The sequence below is a fragment of the uncultured Reyranella sp. genome, assembly GCF_945957355.1.
Taxonomy (GTDB): domain Bacteria; phylum Pseudomonadota; class Alphaproteobacteria; order Reyranellales; family Reyranellaceae; genus Reyranella.
The window spans coordinates 120,414-135,021 of the sequence record NZ_CAMFKM010000005.1 but is presented as its reverse complement, the minus strand read 5'-3'; the positions used below and the strand labels follow the sequence as shown (position 1 = coordinate 135,021).

Here is a 14,608-nt window from a genome sequence, read left to right as displayed (position 1 = left end):
CGCGCACAATATTGCTTGGCAAGGATGTCGCCCCTTCGAGGAGATGACAATGGCGATCACGAAGAAGCAGGAAGAGCGCGCGCTGAGCGCAGACGAAAAGGAACTGGTCGGCATGTCGGCCGTGCGAGCCTCGCGGTCGCTGACGGACGCCGAGCTCACCCGGCTGGTTAAGCGCCTGCGCACCAAGCGCGACCGCGCGAAGACGGTGGCCGAACGCCAACGCCGCGAGATGCGTGGCAAGGCATCTGCGCGGGGCGCCTCGCCGGCGAAGGATGACGACGGATCACAACTCAAGCTCATGATCCTGTCGGCGGCGCTCATCCGTCTCGACAACGAGACCGGGCGTCGTGCGGCTGCCAAGGCCAAGGAAACGATGGTCGCCAGCGCGAAGAAGGCATTGGCGCTCAAGGAGAAGGCGAAGCCCGCCAAGGCCAGGTCCAAGACGGCGTCGAAGGCCGCAACGGGTGGCCTTCGTGGCAAGGCGCGCATCGCCGTCGAGAAGCATGTGCCGGGATCGGTGCGCGGCAGTGTCCGCAAGCAGGGCGCACGCGCGCAGGCCAAGCGCGACGCCCGCTGAGGCCTGCGGCTCGCGCTGCAACTGGCAGCACGGCCCGTGCGGACCATCCTCCCTTCCCAGCGTCCGTCCGGCGTCGTAATGGCTGTCGCTGGACGGGCGCTCCTTCGGGCGGCCATTCCCTTACAGGAGCATCAATGAAGAACGTCGTCATGACGGCCGCCCTGGCCGCCCTCGCCCTCTCGACCGGCGCCTGCAGCATGCAGCAGCAGAGTGCGCAGCAGCTCAATACCACCAACGCCAATTCACGCATCTACATCGGCTCGCTGACCTGCAACGTCGGCGGCAGCACGGGCTATGTCCTGGGCTCGGCCAAGCCGCTCGACTGCGTGTTCCTCGGCAAGGACGGCGTCTCGACGGCGCAGTACACCGGCTCGATCGACAAGGTCGGCATCGACATCGGCTACACCAAGGCCGTGCACACGATCTGGCGCGTCTACTCGCTGGGCTCCGAGCGCGGCGCGACGCAACTGAGCGGTACCTATGTCGGCGAGCAGGGCACGGTCGCGGCCGGCAACCAGGCCGGCGGCAACTGGATCTACGGCGGCCCGAACGCCGAGATCGGCATGCTCTCGTCGGGCGTGATCAAGGACGCCGGCTACAATCTCGCGACCGGCGTGGCCGCGATGACGATCCGCCTGAAGCAGTAGCTTCGGCTTCAGACCCGAGCCGCCGTCGCCGCCTGCAATGCGCAGCCGGCGACGGTGATGCGGTGCATCAGGCGCCGCTCGCCCTGATAGTCGTTCTGGGCGCTGTGCCAGGTGGCGCGGTTGTCCCAGAAGGCGATCGAGCCGTCGCGCCACTGGAAGCGGCTGGTGAACTCGTCTCGCGTGACATGCGCGTAGAGATATTCGAGCAGCGGATTGCTGTCCTCGACGCTCCAGCCCTCGAAGTGCAACGTGAAGTCCGCATTGACATAGAGCGCCTCGCGGCCGCTCAGCGGATGGCGGATCACCACCGGATGCAGCACGTCGCCGACCTGGTCGCCATTGTGAAATACGAGGTCGCTGCCGCTCGCCTTGCGCGCCGCGGTGCCGAAGCGGTGTGCCGAGGAATGCACGGCGTTGAGCCCGCGCAGCGTCTGCTTCAGCCCTTCCGACAGCGCCTCGAAGGCGCGGTAGACGTTCGCGAACAGCGTATCGCCGCCCTTCGACGGCAGTTCGCGCGCCACCAGGATCGAGCCCATGGCGGGGATCTGGTCGTAGGTGTGATCGGTGTGCCAGCGCTCGCCGATGTTCTTCTGCTGCGTCGGCTCCTTGCGGACCTCGGCGATCATCGGATAGCCGGCGACCGGCGGGAAGTAGCGGTTGATGTCGATCTGGCCCCAGCGCTGCGCGAACGCGACGTGCTGTTCGGGCGTCAGATCCTGGTCGCGGAAGAAGATCACGCCGTGCTCGACGAAGGCGCGCTGCACCTCGTCCCACTGGCGGTTGCTCATCGACTTGAGATCGAGCCCCAGCACCTCGGCGCCGCAGCCCTCGAGTTCGCGAACCTGAACCGTCTCGTACGTCATGGGCATCCTCCAGTCTTGAGCTTAGCGCGCCTGCACCCCGAGCAACAACAGTGCCACGGACAGCGTGAAGACGCTGGCGGCGGTCGAGATCACCACGGCGTTGGTCGCGCGGGCGACGCCGATCCCGTACATCTGGGCGATCAGGTAGACGTTGGCGCCGGCCGGCAGGGCGGCGTTCAGGGTCGCCACGTTGAGCCACAGCGGATCGAGCGGAAAGACGTAGCGGCCGATCGTCCAGACCAGCACCGGCAGCACGGCAAGCTTGAAGGCCGACGCCACCGCCGCCGACTGCCAGTGACCTTTCAGTCCGACATGGGCGAGCGAGGCGCCGACCATGATGAGCCCGCAGGGCGGCGCCGCCGCCGCAAGGGCCTGCAGGATGCGGTCGATGACCGCCGGCGTCGCGATTCCGGGAACGTGGGTCGTTATCTCGCCCCACAGCAGGCCGGCGAAGATCGCGGGGATCACCGGGTGCTTCAGCATCGACAGCGCCGCACCGCCCAGGCGCTTCAGCACATTGCCGCGCCGCCCGCCCGCGTCGTCCATCTCCATCAGGAAGCAGGTGAAGGTGAGCAGGATCAGCGAGTGCACGCTGATGATCATCAGCAGCGGCACCAGTCCCTGCTCGCCGAAGCCGTAGCTGATGAAGGGAATGCCGATGCCGACACCGTTGGAGAAGGAACCGCTCAGCGCAAACATGGCCCGATCGCCGAGCCGCAGCCCTTGCAGCCGGCCGAGCACCATCAGCATGCCGTAGAGGACCATCACGCCGCTGAAGAAGGCGAGCAGCACCTGCGGCTCGAGCGCTTCCAGCCGCACCTTCGCCATGGAGCGGAAGAGCAGCGCGGGGAATAGGGCGTAGAAGGTGACGGCGGTGAAACCGCGCAAGCCCTCGGGACTGAGGAGCTTGCTGCGGCCGATCACCCATCCGACCAGCACCATGCCGAAGACCGGCACGATGATGTCGACGATCGCACTCATGTGCCGGGGGCGCGCCACTCCCGCGGCGCGTTCTTATTCGTTCTGCACGGCGCGGGCTGTCGCGCCTCAGAAGGCGCTGTCGCCCGCCGGCGCATGGGGATGCGCCTAAGCTGCCATCGCGAGGTTGCTGTAGCGGGTCAGGTGGTGCTGCTGGTTGCCGAACATCAGGTCGATCATCGTCAGCCGCTTGAAGTAGTGGCTGACCGCCATCTCGTCCGTGACGCCCATGCCGCCGTGCATCTGCACCGCGCTCTGGCCGCAGAACTTGCCCGACTTGCCGATCTGGACCTTGGCGCCGGACGCGGCCTTGGCGCGCACCGTCGGATCCTTGTCGTCGATCTTCAGCGAGGCCATCAGGGTCATCGAACGCGCTTCCTGCGCGTTGGTGAAGCAGTCGACCATGCGGTGCTGGAGCACCTGGAACTTGCCGATCGGCACACCAAACTGCTTGCGGGTCTTGATGTACTCGAGCGTCGCGGCGTTGATCGCGTCCATGCAGCCCGTCGCCTCGGCGCAGAGCGCGACGATGGCGCGATCGACCGCCTCTTCGACGATCGGGAAGGCCTCGTCGACCTTGCCCAACACCGCATCGGCGCCGACCGAGACCTTGTCGAAGGTGAGTTCCGAGGCGCGCAGCGCGTCCTGGGTCGGATAGTCGCGACGCGACAGGCCCTTGGCCTTGGCATCGACCACGAACAGGGTCAGACCCTTGGGCTCGCGCGCCGAACCGCCGGTGCGGGCCAGCACGATGATCTCATCGGCGGAGGCCGCGTTGTAGACCACGCCCTTGTGGCCCGAGAGCGACCAGCCGTTGCCTTCCTTGGTCGCCTTCAGCGACACGTCGGCCAGGTTGTAGCGGCTCTGGCGCTCCAGCCAGGCAAAGGCGAACTGCTTCTTGCCCTCGATCATCGGCGCCAGCAGGGCGGCCTTCTGGTCGGCCGAACCCGCACGGGCGATCATGCCGCCGCCCAGTACCACCGTCGGCAGGAACGGCTCGAGCACCAGGCCCTTACCGAACTGCTCCATCACGATCATGGTCTCGATCGGGCCGCCGCCGTAACCGCCATCTTCCTCGGAGAAGGCCATGCCGAGCCAGCCCAGTTCGGCGAACTGCGCCCAGTTCTCCGGCAGGAACCCGCGCTCGGTCGCCGCGATCTTGCGGCGGGCGTCGAACGCGTACTTGTCGCGAACGAAGCGCTCGGCGGCTTCCTGAAGCTGCTTCTGTTCGTCGGAAAGGGACAGATCCATGTTTCTCCTCCGGAATTCTTGGTTGCGGTTATAGCCCCCGTCAGAGGCCCAGCACCATCTTCGAGACGATGTTCTTCTGAATCTCGGTGCTGCCGCCGTAGATGCTGGTCTTGCGCATGTTGAAATAGCGCGGGGCGGCCGGCGGGGCGTGGTCGGGCCCAATCGGGGTCTCGTTGGTATCGTGGAACAGCATGCCGGGCTGGTAGGGCTGGGCATACTCGCCCACCGCCTCCATCGTCAGTTCCGCGATGCGCTGCTGGATTTCCGAGCCGCGCACCTTGAGCGTCGAGACCTCAGGCCCGGGCGCGCCGCCCTGGGCCATGGTCGAGAGCACGCGCAGCTCGCTCATCTCCAGCGCCTGGACCTGCAGGTCGATGTCGGCGATCTGCGCCGTGAAGGCGGGATCGTCGGCCAGGGTGCCGCCATCCTGCGGCTCGAGGCGGGCGATCTGGCGCAGCACCGAGACGCCGCGCTTGGACGCAGGGACCTCGGCAATGCCCAGCCGCTCGTTGGCCAGCAGGAACTTGGCGCAGGTCCAGCCCTCGTTCTCCTTGCCGATCAGGTTTTCGACCGGGACCTTCACATTGTCGAGGAACACGTCGTTCACGTGATGCGCGCCATCCGTCATGATGATCGGCCGCACGGTGACGCCCGGCGTCTTCATGTCGATCAGCAGGAAGGAGATACCCTCCTGCGGCTTGGCCTCGGTGTTGGTCCGCACCAAGCAGAAGATCCAGTCGCCCCAATGCGCGAACGAGGTCCAGGTCTTCTGGCCGTTCACGATGTAATGGTCGCCTTCCCGCACCGCGCGCGTGCGCAGGTTGGCAAGGTCGGAGCCGGCGCCCGGCTCGGAATAGCCCTGGCACCACGAGACTTCGGAGCTGCGGATGCCCGGCAGGAAGCGCTCCTTCTGCTCTTCCGTGCCGAACGTGTAGATCACCGGGCCGACCATCTTCGGGCCGAACGGCAGGATGCGCGGCGCGCCCTCCTCCGCCAGCACGTTCTCGAACAGGAAGCGCTGCGTCACGTCCCAACCCGGGCCGCCGTACTTCTTCGGCCAGGTGTAGGCGAGCCAGCCCTTCTTCCCGAGGGCCTTCTGCCACACGATATGGTCGTCCTTGTCGTAGTGCTTGCCCGAGAAAGTCTTCTCGCGGGTCGCCGGCGAGAGGCTCGCGCGCGCGAAGGCGCGCACCTCGTCGGCGAAGGTCTGGTGTTCAGGGCTGAGGGTGAGGTTCATTTCGGGGTCAGCTCGCAATTCGCATCTTGCCGAGAAAGTCGCGCTTTCCCAGCGGCACACCCTTCTGGCGCAGGATGTCGTATGCGGTGGTGGCATGGAAATAGAAGTTCGGCAGCGAGAACGACATCAGGAATCCCTCTGCCTTGAACGGGATCTTGCGGTCGCCGAGCGAGAAGATCACGTCCTTGCCCTCGAAACCATTCACCACGTCGGGCTTGATCGCCTCGAGCGTGGCTCTCGCGTCGCTCACCAGCTTCTGCAAGCCGACATAGTCCTCGCCTGCGGGTTTGGGCGGCGAGAAAGCGCCGGCCATTGCCCCCTTCACGCCGCCGGCGGCGTGGTGTGCCGCCGCGACGATCTGGAAGCGGAACGGCGCCATGTCGGGAAACAGCCTGGTCTCCACGATGTCGTTGGGATCGAGACCCTTTTCCTGGCAATGGGCAAGGCCTTTGGCGAGAAAGCCTTCGACGCCGCCCAGAACCTGCAGGAACGACACGACGCTGAGGTCATAGAGAGAGATGGCCACGAAGCGTTTCCTTCTTTACGGCGATGCTACGACTGGAGGAGAGGATCGGGGTGCTGCAGGATCCTGCTCACAGCCCCAGCACCATCTTCGAGATGATGCCTTTCTGGATCTCGTTGCTGCCGCCGTAGATCGTGGTCTTGCGCGTATTGAAGTAGCGCGGCGCGGCAAGGTGGGCGTAGTCGGGGCCGACCGGCTCCTCGTTCGTGCCCTGCCACAGGAGGCCCGGCAGGTACGGCGCGGAATATTCGCCGACCGCTTCCATCGTGAGTTCGGTGATGCGCTGCTGGATCTCGGAGCCGCGGATCTTGAGGCCGGAAACTTCCGGACCGGGCTGGCCGCCATGGGCCATCGTCGAGAGGACGCGCAACTCGGTGAATTCGAGCGCCGTCACCTGGATCTCGAGATCGGCGATCTTCTCGGCGAAGCTCTGGTTCTCGATCAGCGGGCGGCCGTTGTCCTGCTCGGCCCGGGCGATGTCCTTCAGCGCCTCGACGCCGCGCTTGGACTGAGGCACGGCGGCGATGCCCAGACGCTCGTTGGCCAGCAGGAACTTGGCGCAGGTCCAGCCCTCGTTCTCCTTGCCCACGAGGTTCTCGACCGGGACCTTGACGTTGTCGAAGAAGACCTCGTTCACCTCATGGCCGCCGTCGGCCATGATGATCGGCTTCACCGTGATGCCCGGCGTCTTCATGTCGATCAGCAGGAACGAAATCCCCTCCTGCGGCTTGGCCTTGGAATCGGTCCGCACGAGACAGAAGATCCAGTCGGCCCAGTGGCCCATGGTGTTCCAGGTCTTCGACCCGTTCACGACGTAGTGGTCGCCGTCCTTCTCCGCCTTGGTGCGCAGGCTCGCGAGGTCGGAGCCCGAGCCCGGCTCGGAATAGCCCTGGCACCACCAGACGGTGCTCTCGCGGATCGCCGGAAGGTACTTCTCCTTCTGCGCTTCGGTACCGAAGGTGTAGATCACCGGCCCAACCATCTTGGTGCCGAACGGGATGATGCCCGGCGCATATTCCTCGGCGCAGATATTCTCGAAGATGTAGCGCTGGGCCGGCGTGAAGCCCGGGCCGCCATGCTTCTTCGGCCACGTGTAGACCAGCCAGCCCTTCTTCCCGAGCGCCTGCTGCCAGCGCATATAGTCGTCGCGGATCAGGTGCTTGCCGTTTTTCACCTTGTCACGCACGTCGGCCGGCAGATTAGCGCGCACGAAGGCCCGCACCTCATCGGCGAATTTCTGTTCTTCAGGCGTGAAAGCGAGGTCCATGGTCCCCTCCCGAGGAGGCATTTTCGATTTGGCCGGAGTTTAGCCACGAGCCGGATCGGAACAAGCACCCATAAACCGACTGGCGAATGTCCGCGCCGAGATGCGGAACGAGTTGACGTAAGAAAATCTCACGTCATCGCCACCGGTCTCGCAACCATTGATCCAAGTCAATTCCCTACTCCGTGTAGTGGTGTTCACTCCTTCCAGCGCAGAGTGGGAGAGTATCGATGCGGAAGAGTTCGATTACAGGGGCGATGATTGCGGCAGCCCTGATGACTTGCTCGCTGGGGCAAGCAGCCAAAGCCGACGACACCCAGAGCCCCTGGCAGGTCCGCGTCCGCGCGCTGGGCGTCCTGCCGGCCTCGGGCGGCAGCACGGTGAACGTGCAGGGCGTGCCCGCGCTTTCGTCCCCGAATTCGGGCCTGTCGATCGGCAATTCGATCGTCCCCGAACTCGACATCAGCTACTACTTCACGCCCAACGTCGCGGCCGAACTCATCCTGGGAGTCACGCCGCACAACATCACGGGCACCGGCGCCCTGGCGAATACCAACATCGGCAGGGCGTGGCTCCTGCCACCGACCTTGCTGGCGCAATGGCACTTCACCGATTTCGGTCCGTTCAAGCCCTATATCGGCATTGGCTTGAACTACACGATCTTCTTCGGTCAGAGCGCCGGCTACACACCGACGAACGGGCTCGGGGTAACCAACCTCAGCCTCAACAACACCGTCGGCGGCGCCTTCCAGGTCGGGTTCGACTATATGATCGACAAGCACTGGGGTCTGAATTTCGACGTCAAGAAGTACATCTTGCGCCCGACGTACAATGCCACGGTCAACAACACCATCCCGGTGACCGGGACGGCCGCCATCGATCCGTGGATCATTGGCGCCGGCGTGACCTACAGGTTCTAGGTCCATCGGGCGAAGGCTCGATCGATATCGGCGTCGCTCAGGCCGGTTTCGCGCGGGACGGATCGTCCCGCGTCAGCGGGTCCCGGGGTACTCTCCGGGACCTGTTCCCATATTCCATCCCATGAGCCGTATCGCCCCGCCCGCCGAGAGCCGCCTCAGTGACTGGTATCCTGGCGCCAGCCTGACCGACAGTTTTGCCGTTGCCCTGCCGCCGGGTGCGCCCGCCGACGTCGACACCCTCGCCACCCTCCTCTTTGCCGACCCACCCGCGTGGTTCACGATCCTGCTGGCGATCCGCGATCGGGTGATGACGCCGTTCGGCGTCAAGGCCTCGCACACCTTGAGCGGCGGTGAACACATCGCCTTCTTCCCCGTCCTGTCGCGCTCGACCGACGAGATCGTGCTGGGCGCCGACGACCGCCATCTCGATTTCCGGGCATCCGTGCTCTTGCGTCGCACCGACAACAGCCTCGTCGCCACGACGGTCGTCCGTTGCCACAATCTGCTGGGCCGCCTCTATCTCGCGGCGATCCTGCCCTTCCACGTTCTGATCGTGACCGACTCGCTGCGCCGCCTGCGCCGGCGCCTCCAGCGTTCCTAAGGCACGATCAAGACCTTGTCCGCCTTGAGTTTCTCGATCGCCTCGTCGCTGAGGCCGGCCTCGCGAAGGACTTCGATGCCGTCGCCGCCGATCCGCGGTGCGTGCCGGCGGAATTCGACCTTGGTCTTCTCGAAGTCGAGCGGGCTGGCGAAGGTGGTGATCGGCCCCTCGGTTGGATGCTCGCGCTCGGTGAAGAAGCCGGTGGCCTTGAGGTGCGGATCGTCCTTCAGCTCTTCCAGCGTGCGCACCGGCATGGCGGGAATGTCGGCCTCGTCGAACATGTCGAGCCATTCTTGGGTCGGGCGATGCTTCAGGAGCTCGGCCAGCACCTGGTAGAGCTCGCTGAAATGCTTGGCGCGCTCCATGCGATCGACGAACCTCTTCTCCTGGGCGAGATCCGGCCGCTCCGCCAGCTCGAAGAACTTGACCCAGTGCGCGTCGGTATATGGTAGCGCGCAGATATAGCCGTCCTTCGTCGGGAACGGATGGCGGAACTTGTTGATGATGCGGTCGTAGCCCATGGGCGCGCGCTCGGGGTTCCAGGTGGCGCCGAACAGGTGCTCGGTCAACCAGAACGAGGCCAGCGTCTCGAGCATCGGCACCTCGATCATCTGCCCCTCGCCCGTGCACTTCCGATGGTAGAGCGCGCCCAGCACGGCGATGCAGAGATGCAGCCCGGTCGTCTTGTCGGCGATCAGGCTCGGCATGAAGCGCGGCGGCAGGCCGTCGACCCGGCTCTGCAGCGAGGCCGCACCCGAGACGCCCTGCACCAGGTCGTCGAAGGCCGGCTTGTGGCCGTAGGGTCCCTTGCGCGCATAGCCCAGCGAATAGGCATAGATGATCGACGGGTTGATCTTCTTCAGGTCCTCGTAGCCCAGGCCCAGCCGCTCGATCGCCTGTGGCCGGCTGTTGTGGATGAAGAGATCGGCGTCCTTGATCATGTCCTTCAGGACGGCGCAGGCGGCGGGCTTCTTGAGGTCGAGGCAGATCGAGCGCTTGTTGCGGTTGGCCGCCATGTAGATCGGCCCCATGGCCGGGGCGTTGCCGAGGCTGCCGCCCGAGGCGCGCAGCAGGTCGCCCTCCGGCGGCTCGACCTTGATCACGTCGGCGCCCATGTCGGCCAGATGCTGGGTGGCGAACGGGCCCAGAAGAACCGCCGTCAGATCGATCACCCGTACGCCCTGCAATGGTCCCGGCATTTCCTCGTCCCCGCTATGACGTTTTGATCTTGCCCGGACCGTGCCATCGCCCTTTGCGAAATGGTAGTCCTACAGTAACACCTCGTCCCGAGGCGCTTCGCGGTGCGAGGCGCGGGACATTTCTGGAAATTGGGGTCACGTGATGGCTGGAGCGCTGGACGGTCTGCTGGTGGTGAGTGTCGAGCAGGCGGTGGCCGCCCCCTATTGCGCCGCCCGGCTGGCCGACGCCGGCGCCCGCGTCATCAAGATCGAGCGGCCCGAGGGCGATTTTGCGCGCGGCTACGACGGCTATGTGCACGGCCAGTCGAGCTATTTCGTCTGGCTGAACCGCGGCAAGCAGTCCCTTACCCTCGACTTCAAGGCCAAGGATGACCTTGCCCTGCTGCACCGGCTGATCGCCAAGGCCGACGTGCTGATCCAGAACCTGGCGCCGGGCGCCGCGGAGCGTGCGGGCTTCGGCTCGGCCGCCATGCGCGCCGCCCATAAGAAGCTGATCACCGTCGACATCTCGGGCTATGGCGACCACGGCCCTTACCGGAACCGCCGTGCATACGACCTGCTGGTCCAGGCCGAAAGTGGCCTCGCCTCGATCACCGGCACCGAACATGCCCCGGGCCGGGTCGGCATCTCCGCCACCGACATCGGTACCGGCATGTACGCCCATGCCGCCGTGCTGGAGGCGCTGATCGCCCGCGGCCGGACCGGCGAGGGCCGCGCCATCTCGGTCTCGCTCTTCTCGTCGATGGCCGAATGGATGACCGTGCCGCTGCTCGGTATGGAATATTCCAACTACGAATGGCCGCGCCTCGGCCTCACCCATCCGTTCATCGCGCCCTACGGTGTCTATCCGACCTCGGACAAGGTGCCGGTGCTGATCTCGATCCAGAACGATCGCGAGTTCGAGCGACTGTGCCACGGCGTCATCGACCGGCCGGGCCTCGAGAAGGATTCGGACTACGCCACCGGCAAGGCGCGCAACGCGCGGCGCGACGAGACCAACGCCATCGTGGCGAAGAGCTTCGCGTCCCAGACCTTCGCCGATCTCTCCGCCCGCCTCGAAGCCGCACAGATCGCCTGGGCGCGGGTGAGCAGCGTGAAGGACCTGACGACCCATCCGCAGCTCCGCCGCGCCGGCTTCAACTCGATCGACGGCAAGGACGTCTCGATCCCGGCGCTGGCCGCCTCCTACACCGGCGAGCCCGAACGGCTGGGCGACGTGCCGGCGCTTGGCCAGCACAGCGAGGCGATCCGCAAGGAGTTCGCCGCCTGATGTCCGACCGGCCGACGGGCCGCCTGCTTCAGGGAGCAAGGCTCGCGGCCTACGGCGCCGCCTACTTCTTCGCCGCCGGCGCCTTCATGAGCTACTGGCCGGTCTGGCTGCGCGACCGCGGGGTCAGCGACACCGAGATCGGCACGCTGTTCATGTCGCGCCAGATCATCACCGTCATCGCCACGCTCTCGGTGGGCTGGATCGTCCACCGCCTGGGCGGCCCGCGCGGCGTCATCGTGGCGCTGGGCATCGGCGCCGTCGTGATGATGGTCGCCTACCAGTTTTCCTATTCGTTCCTGGCCATCTTCATCGTCACCATGATCTGGGGCTTCCTGTGGTCGCCGCCGATGCCGCTCTACGACGGCGTGCTGGTGACGGAGACCAAGAAGCATGGGCTCGACTATGCGCGGGTGCGCATGTGGAGCTCGGTCGCCTTCATCTTCGGCACCTTCCTCGCCGGCATCGCCGTCGACCGCTATGGCCCGCCCTGGGTGCTCTATGTCGGGATGGCAAGCATCGTCCTTCTGGCGCCCTTTGCCCTGCTCCTGCCGGCCACGCCGCCGCGCACCGCCGCCGCCGGCCACGACCACGCATCGTTCCGCGTGTCCGAGCTCTTGCGGCAGCCGCCGTTCCTGCTGTTCCTGCTGGCCTGCGGCCTCTGCCAGGCCAGCCATTCGGTGCTCTACAGTTTCGGCACCTTGACCTGGCGCGGCGCCGGCATCCCCGACGTGACCATCAGCGCACTGTGGGCCGAGAGCGTGGCCATCGAGATCGTGCTGATGCTGTTCGGCGGCTGGCTGCTGGCGCGACTGGGCGTCTGCGGCCTGATCGCGCTCGGCCTGACGGCCGGCCTCGTGCGCTGGACGGCCATGGCCTTCACCACCGACCTGTGGGCGCTGGTCCCGCTGCAGGCGCTGCACTCCTGCACTTTCGCCGCCTGCCATCTCGGCGCCATGGCCTTCCTGCAGCGCGCGCTCCCCACGCACGGCGCGGCGATCGGCCAGAGCCTCTATTACGCACTGGGCACCGGCGCGACGCAGGCGTTCGTCTACCAGTTCTCCGGCATCCTCTATTCCGAGTACGGCCAGCGCGCCTTCCTCGGCATGACCGTCGTCAGCGCCCTCGGAATGTGCGCGCTGCTGCTGCTCGCGCGCACGTGGAATGGCGGGCTGCTGGTGGGGCAGCCGAAGGCGGCGTAGCTACCGCGACCGGCCGCGCGCCGTTACCGGCCAGATCTCCACGAGCGTGTCGCCCTTCACCACGTGATAGCTCTCGTAGAGATTCACGGTCGGGTCGCAGTGCGGTGGGATCAGCACGACCTGGTCGCCGAGCCTGGGTGCCTCCTGGCCCTTGGGCGCGATCACCGCGAGATGCTCGTCGCCCATGAAGCGGGTCGTCGCGCCGTCGACCGCGCCTTTCAGGACCATCGGCGGGCCCTTCTCGGTGGCCATCGCCTTCAGACCGGCATCGACCGTGACCATGCCCGGCGTGTTGGCGCTGACGACGCGCGCGTCGATCTGCAGCGCCTGTTCGAAGGTCGGCTTGTCGAGGCCGCGCAGGTCGCAGACGTTGTAGTCGTGGTCCATGAACACGTAGGATCCGACCTGCAGCTCGGTGAAGACGCCGAGCTTGGCGTCGATGTAGTGCGTGCCCGTTCCTGAGCCGGTGACGATGCCGGGCTTCAGGCCCGCCTCCTCCAGCTTCGCCAGGATGCCCTGCAGGTATTCCGTGCGCTCCTTGATCTGGGCGGTGCGCTCCTTGAAGTCGACGATGTGCTGGTGGCTTCCGCAGTAGAACTGGACACCGGCATAGGTGAGCGAGCGGAAGTTCGCGACCTTCTGCACCAGATCGACCGTGGCCTCGGGCGTCGCCGTGCCGGTGCGGTGTATGCCGGGATCGATGTCGACGATCACGGTGAGCGGCTTGCCGGCTTTTGCCGCAGCAGCAGCCAACGCCTCGGCATTGGCGGGATGGTCGACCACGAGCATCAGGTCGGAGACCTTGGCGTTGAGCTCGACCAGCCGCTGGATCGCCTGCGGCGTCACTACCGGCGAGGTGATGTGCAGGCTCTGGATGCCGGCCTCGCCCAGCGCCTCGGCCTCGCCCAGCTTGGCGCAGCAGACGCCCAGCGCCCCGGCTTTCATCTGGCGGCGCGCGATGTCGGCCGACTTGTGGGTCTTGGAATGCGGACGCAATTTGACGTTATGCGCCTTGGCGAAGTTCGCCATCTCCGCAATGTTGCGGTCGAGCATGTCGAGGTCGAGCACCAGGGCTGGCGTATTGAGCGAGCCGCGCGATCCCTGCTGTCCGATGAGGTGGCCGTGCAGGCGCTGCGCTTCGCTGGTCATTTCTTCTGTCCTTCGGTTTGCAATGTGCGCACGACCATGGCTTCGCCGGTTGTGCCGTGGTTGACGCCGGCGCTCTTCATGAAGGTGTTGTCGGCGCCGGTGCCCCAGAGCGCGACGCCCTGGGCCAGCAGGCCGCCATCCACCTTCACCGTCTCGCCGGTGATGAAACGGGCCTCGTCGGAGGCCAGGAACGTCGCCACGTCGGCGATATGCTCGGGCTCGCCGCGCTCGGGCCAGGGCTGCTGGGCGAACTGCTTCTCGTATTTGTCGGGCCGGCCGCGATGGACGAGCGGCGTCGAGATGACGCCGGGCGCGATGCCGACCACACGGATGCGATCGGGCCCGAGCTCCGTCGCGACATTCTCGATCAGGCTGATGCAGGCCGCCTTCGCCGCCGAATAGGCATGGCTGCCGCCACCGCCGACCATGCCGGCGATCGAGGCCGTCACGAGGATCACACCACCGTCTCCCTGTTCCTTCATCGCCTGCGAAGCATGCTTCATGCCGAGGAACACCGACCGCGTCAGCACCGCGAACGTATAGTCCCAATCCTCGACGCTGGTCTGCGCGATCGGCCCGAAGGCACCGCCGACGCCGGCATTGAGATAGGCGATGTCGAGGCGGCCGAAACGGCTTTTAGCCTCGGCCACCATGGCCGCGACATCGGTCTCCTTGGCCACGTCGCAACGCACGAAACCGACCCTCTCGCCATGGCCCTGCGCCTTGGCAACGGCCAGAGTCTCCGCGCCATTGGCCTCGTTGAGGTCGGCCACCAGCACCTTTGCGCCCTCGGCGAGGAAGCGCATGACGGTCGCGCGGCCCATGCCGCTCGCGCCACCCGTGACGATGGCCACCTTGCCCGCCAGTCGATTCATGCCGATTTCGCCCTCCGATGCCATGGTGGTGGCGCCGGCATCGCGAGGCAAGCCT

15 protein-coding genes are annotated in these 14,608 nt (G+C 66.1%); 6 read left to right on the top strand and 9 right to left on the bottom strand.

All coding sequences use genetic code 11. The features are described 5' to 3' along the window. Positions 1-49 precede the first annotated feature (49 nt). Together Q0Q48_RS10365 and Q0Q48_RS10360 are read left to right on the top strand one after the other, a co-directional pair. Positions 50-577, top strand: coding sequence for a hypothetical protein (locus Q0Q48_RS10365; protein WP_295137143.1), 528 nt, complete (start codon positions 50-52; stop codon positions 575-577). A gap of 134 nt (positions 578-711) precedes the next feature. After that, a complete protein-coding gene (locus Q0Q48_RS10360) occupies positions 712-1,224 on the top strand; it encodes a DUF992 domain-containing protein (RefSeq protein ID WP_295137141.1) in 513 nt (170 codons plus the stop codon). A gap of 8 nt (positions 1,225-1,232) precedes the next feature. Here Q0Q48_RS10360 and Q0Q48_RS10355 read toward each other — a convergent pair whose 3' ends face one another. From Q0Q48_RS10355 to Q0Q48_RS10330, 6 genes are all read right to left on the bottom strand, one after another. After that, on the bottom strand, positions 1,233-2,087 hold the full coding sequence (locus Q0Q48_RS10355; RefSeq protein ID WP_295137139.1) for a TauD/TfdA family dioxygenase: 855 nt from the start codon (positions 2,085-2,087) through the stop codon (positions 1,233-1,235). Positions 2,088-2,108: 21 nt separating this feature from the next. Next, positions 2,109-3,068, bottom strand: coding sequence for an AEC family transporter (locus Q0Q48_RS10350; protein ID WP_295137137.1), 960 nt, complete (start codon positions 3,066-3,068; stop codon positions 2,109-2,111). A 105-nt stretch (positions 3,069-3,173) separates the two neighbouring features. Further along, positions 3,174-4,316, bottom strand: a complete 1,143-nt coding sequence (locus tag Q0Q48_RS10345) for an acyl-CoA dehydrogenase family protein (protein WP_295137135.1) — start codon at positions 4,314-4,316, stop codon at positions 3,174-3,176. Positions 4,317-4,356: 40 nt separating this feature from the next. Beyond that, positions 4,357-5,553: an acyl-CoA dehydrogenase family protein gene (locus Q0Q48_RS10340; RefSeq protein WP_295137133.1), complete on the bottom strand. Its 1,197-nt coding sequence runs from the start codon at positions 5,551-5,553 to the stop codon at positions 4,357-4,359. A gap of 7 nt (positions 5,554-5,560) precedes the next feature. Continuing rightward, complete coding sequence (locus Q0Q48_RS10335; RefSeq protein ID WP_295137131.1) at positions 5,561-6,079, bottom strand: DUF1993 family protein; 519 nt, start codon at positions 6,077-6,079, stop codon at positions 5,561-5,563. A 67-nt stretch (positions 6,080-6,146) separates the two neighbouring features. Further along, positions 6,147-7,343: an acyl-CoA dehydrogenase family protein gene (locus Q0Q48_RS10330; protein WP_295137129.1), complete on the bottom strand. Its 1,197-nt coding sequence runs from the start codon at positions 7,341-7,343 to the stop codon at positions 6,147-6,149. Between the two features lie 227 nt (positions 7,344-7,570). Between Q0Q48_RS10330 and Q0Q48_RS10325 the strand changes: the two genes are divergently transcribed. After that, the gene (locus Q0Q48_RS10325; RefSeq protein ID WP_295137127.1) at positions 7,571-8,260 is read left to right on the top strand and encodes an OmpW family protein; all 690 of its coding nucleotides are present in this window, start codon (positions 7,571-7,573) and stop codon (positions 8,258-8,260) included. 121 nt (positions 8,261-8,381) lie between these two features. Continuing rightward, the gene (locus Q0Q48_RS10320; RefSeq protein ID WP_295137125.1) at positions 8,382-8,861 is read left to right on the top strand and encodes a DUF2867 domain-containing protein; all 480 of its coding nucleotides are present in this window, start codon (positions 8,382-8,384) and stop codon (positions 8,859-8,861) included. Here Q0Q48_RS10320 and Q0Q48_RS10315 read toward each other — a convergent pair. Continuing rightward, entirely contained in the window at positions 8,858-10,060 is a 1,203-nt protein-coding gene (locus tag Q0Q48_RS10315; protein ID WP_295137123.1) for a CoA transferase, read from the bottom strand. The genes Q0Q48_RS10320 and Q0Q48_RS10315 overlap by 4 nt on opposite strands. Before the next feature lie 142 nt (positions 10,061-10,202). Here Q0Q48_RS10315 and Q0Q48_RS10310 point away from each other — a divergent pair, with 142 nt between their 5' ends. After that, complete coding sequence (locus Q0Q48_RS10310; protein ID WP_295137121.1) at positions 10,203-11,330, top strand: CaiB/BaiF CoA-transferase family protein; 1,128 nt, start codon at positions 10,203-10,205, stop codon at positions 11,328-11,330. After that, on the top strand, positions 11,330-12,529 hold the full coding sequence (locus Q0Q48_RS10305) for an MFS transporter (protein WP_295137120.1): 1,200 nt from the start codon (positions 11,330-11,332) through the stop codon (positions 12,527-12,529). Before Q0Q48_RS10310 ends, Q0Q48_RS10305 begins: the two co-directional genes overlap by 1 nt. On the opposite strand, the gene Q0Q48_RS10300 is transcribed toward Q0Q48_RS10305, so the two are convergent. After that, entirely contained in the window at positions 12,530-13,678 is a 1,149-nt protein-coding gene (locus tag Q0Q48_RS10300) for a DSD1 family PLP-dependent enzyme (protein WP_295137118.1), read from the bottom strand. Further along, positions 13,675-14,553 carry an SDR family NAD(P)-dependent oxidoreductase gene (locus Q0Q48_RS10295; RefSeq protein WP_295137116.1) on the bottom strand — a complete coding sequence of 293 codons (879 nt, stop codon included), beginning with the start codon at positions 14,551-14,553 and terminating at the stop codon, positions 13,675-13,677. Before Q0Q48_RS10295 ends, Q0Q48_RS10300 begins: the two co-directional genes overlap by 4 nt. Between the last annotated feature and the right edge of the window lie 55 nt (positions 14,554-14,608).

Bases quoted from the DNA above. Each gene is read 5' to 3' on its own strand.
- Q0Q48_RS10365 (WP_295137143.1), top strand. From the start codon at position 50: ATGGCGATCACGAAGAAGCAGGAAGAGCGCGCGCTGAGCGCAGACGAA.
- Q0Q48_RS10360 (WP_295137141.1), top strand. From the start codon at position 712: ATGAAGAACGTCGTCATGACGGCCGCCCTGGCCGCCCTCGCCCTCTCG.
- Q0Q48_RS10355 (WP_295137139.1), bottom strand. From the start codon at position 2,087: ATGACGTACGAGACGGTTCAGGTTCGCGAACTCGAGGGCTGCGGCGCC.
- Q0Q48_RS10350 (WP_295137137.1), bottom strand. From the start codon at position 3,068: ATGAGTGCGATCGTCGACATCATCGTGCCGGTCTTCGGCATGGTGCTG.
- Q0Q48_RS10345 (WP_295137135.1), bottom strand. From the start codon at position 4,316: ATGGATCTGTCCCTTTCCGACGAACAGAAGCAGCTTCAGGAAGCCGCC.
- Q0Q48_RS10340 (WP_295137133.1), bottom strand. From the start codon at position 5,553: ATGAACCTCACCCTCAGCCCTGAACACCAGACCTTCGCCGACGAGGTG.
- Q0Q48_RS10330 (WP_295137129.1), bottom strand. From the start codon at position 7,343: ATGGACCTCGCTTTCACGCCTGAAGAACAGAAATTCGCCGATGAGGTG.
- Q0Q48_RS10325 (WP_295137127.1), top strand. From the start codon at position 7,571: ATGCGGAAGAGTTCGATTACAGGGGCGATGATTGCGGCAGCCCTGATG.
- Q0Q48_RS10320 (WP_295137125.1), top strand. From the start codon at position 8,382: ATGAGCCGTATCGCCCCGCCCGCCGAGAGCCGCCTCAGTGACTGGTAT.
- Q0Q48_RS10315 (WP_295137123.1), bottom strand. From the start codon at position 10,060: ATGCCGGGACCATTGCAGGGCGTACGGGTGATCGATCTGACGGCGGTT.
- Q0Q48_RS10310 (WP_295137121.1), top strand. From the start codon at position 10,203: ATGGCTGGAGCGCTGGACGGTCTGCTGGTGGTGAGTGTCGAGCAGGCG.
- Q0Q48_RS10305 (WP_295137120.1), top strand. From the start codon at position 11,330: ATGTCCGACCGGCCGACGGGCCGCCTGCTTCAGGGAGCAAGGCTCGCG.
- Q0Q48_RS10300 (WP_295137118.1), bottom strand. From the start codon at position 13,678: ATGACCAGCGAAGCGCAGCGCCTGCACGGCCACCTCATCGGACAGCAG.
- Q0Q48_RS10295 (WP_295137116.1), bottom strand. From the start codon at position 14,553: ATGAATCGACTGGCGGGCAAGGTGGCCATCGTCACGGGTGGCGCGAGC.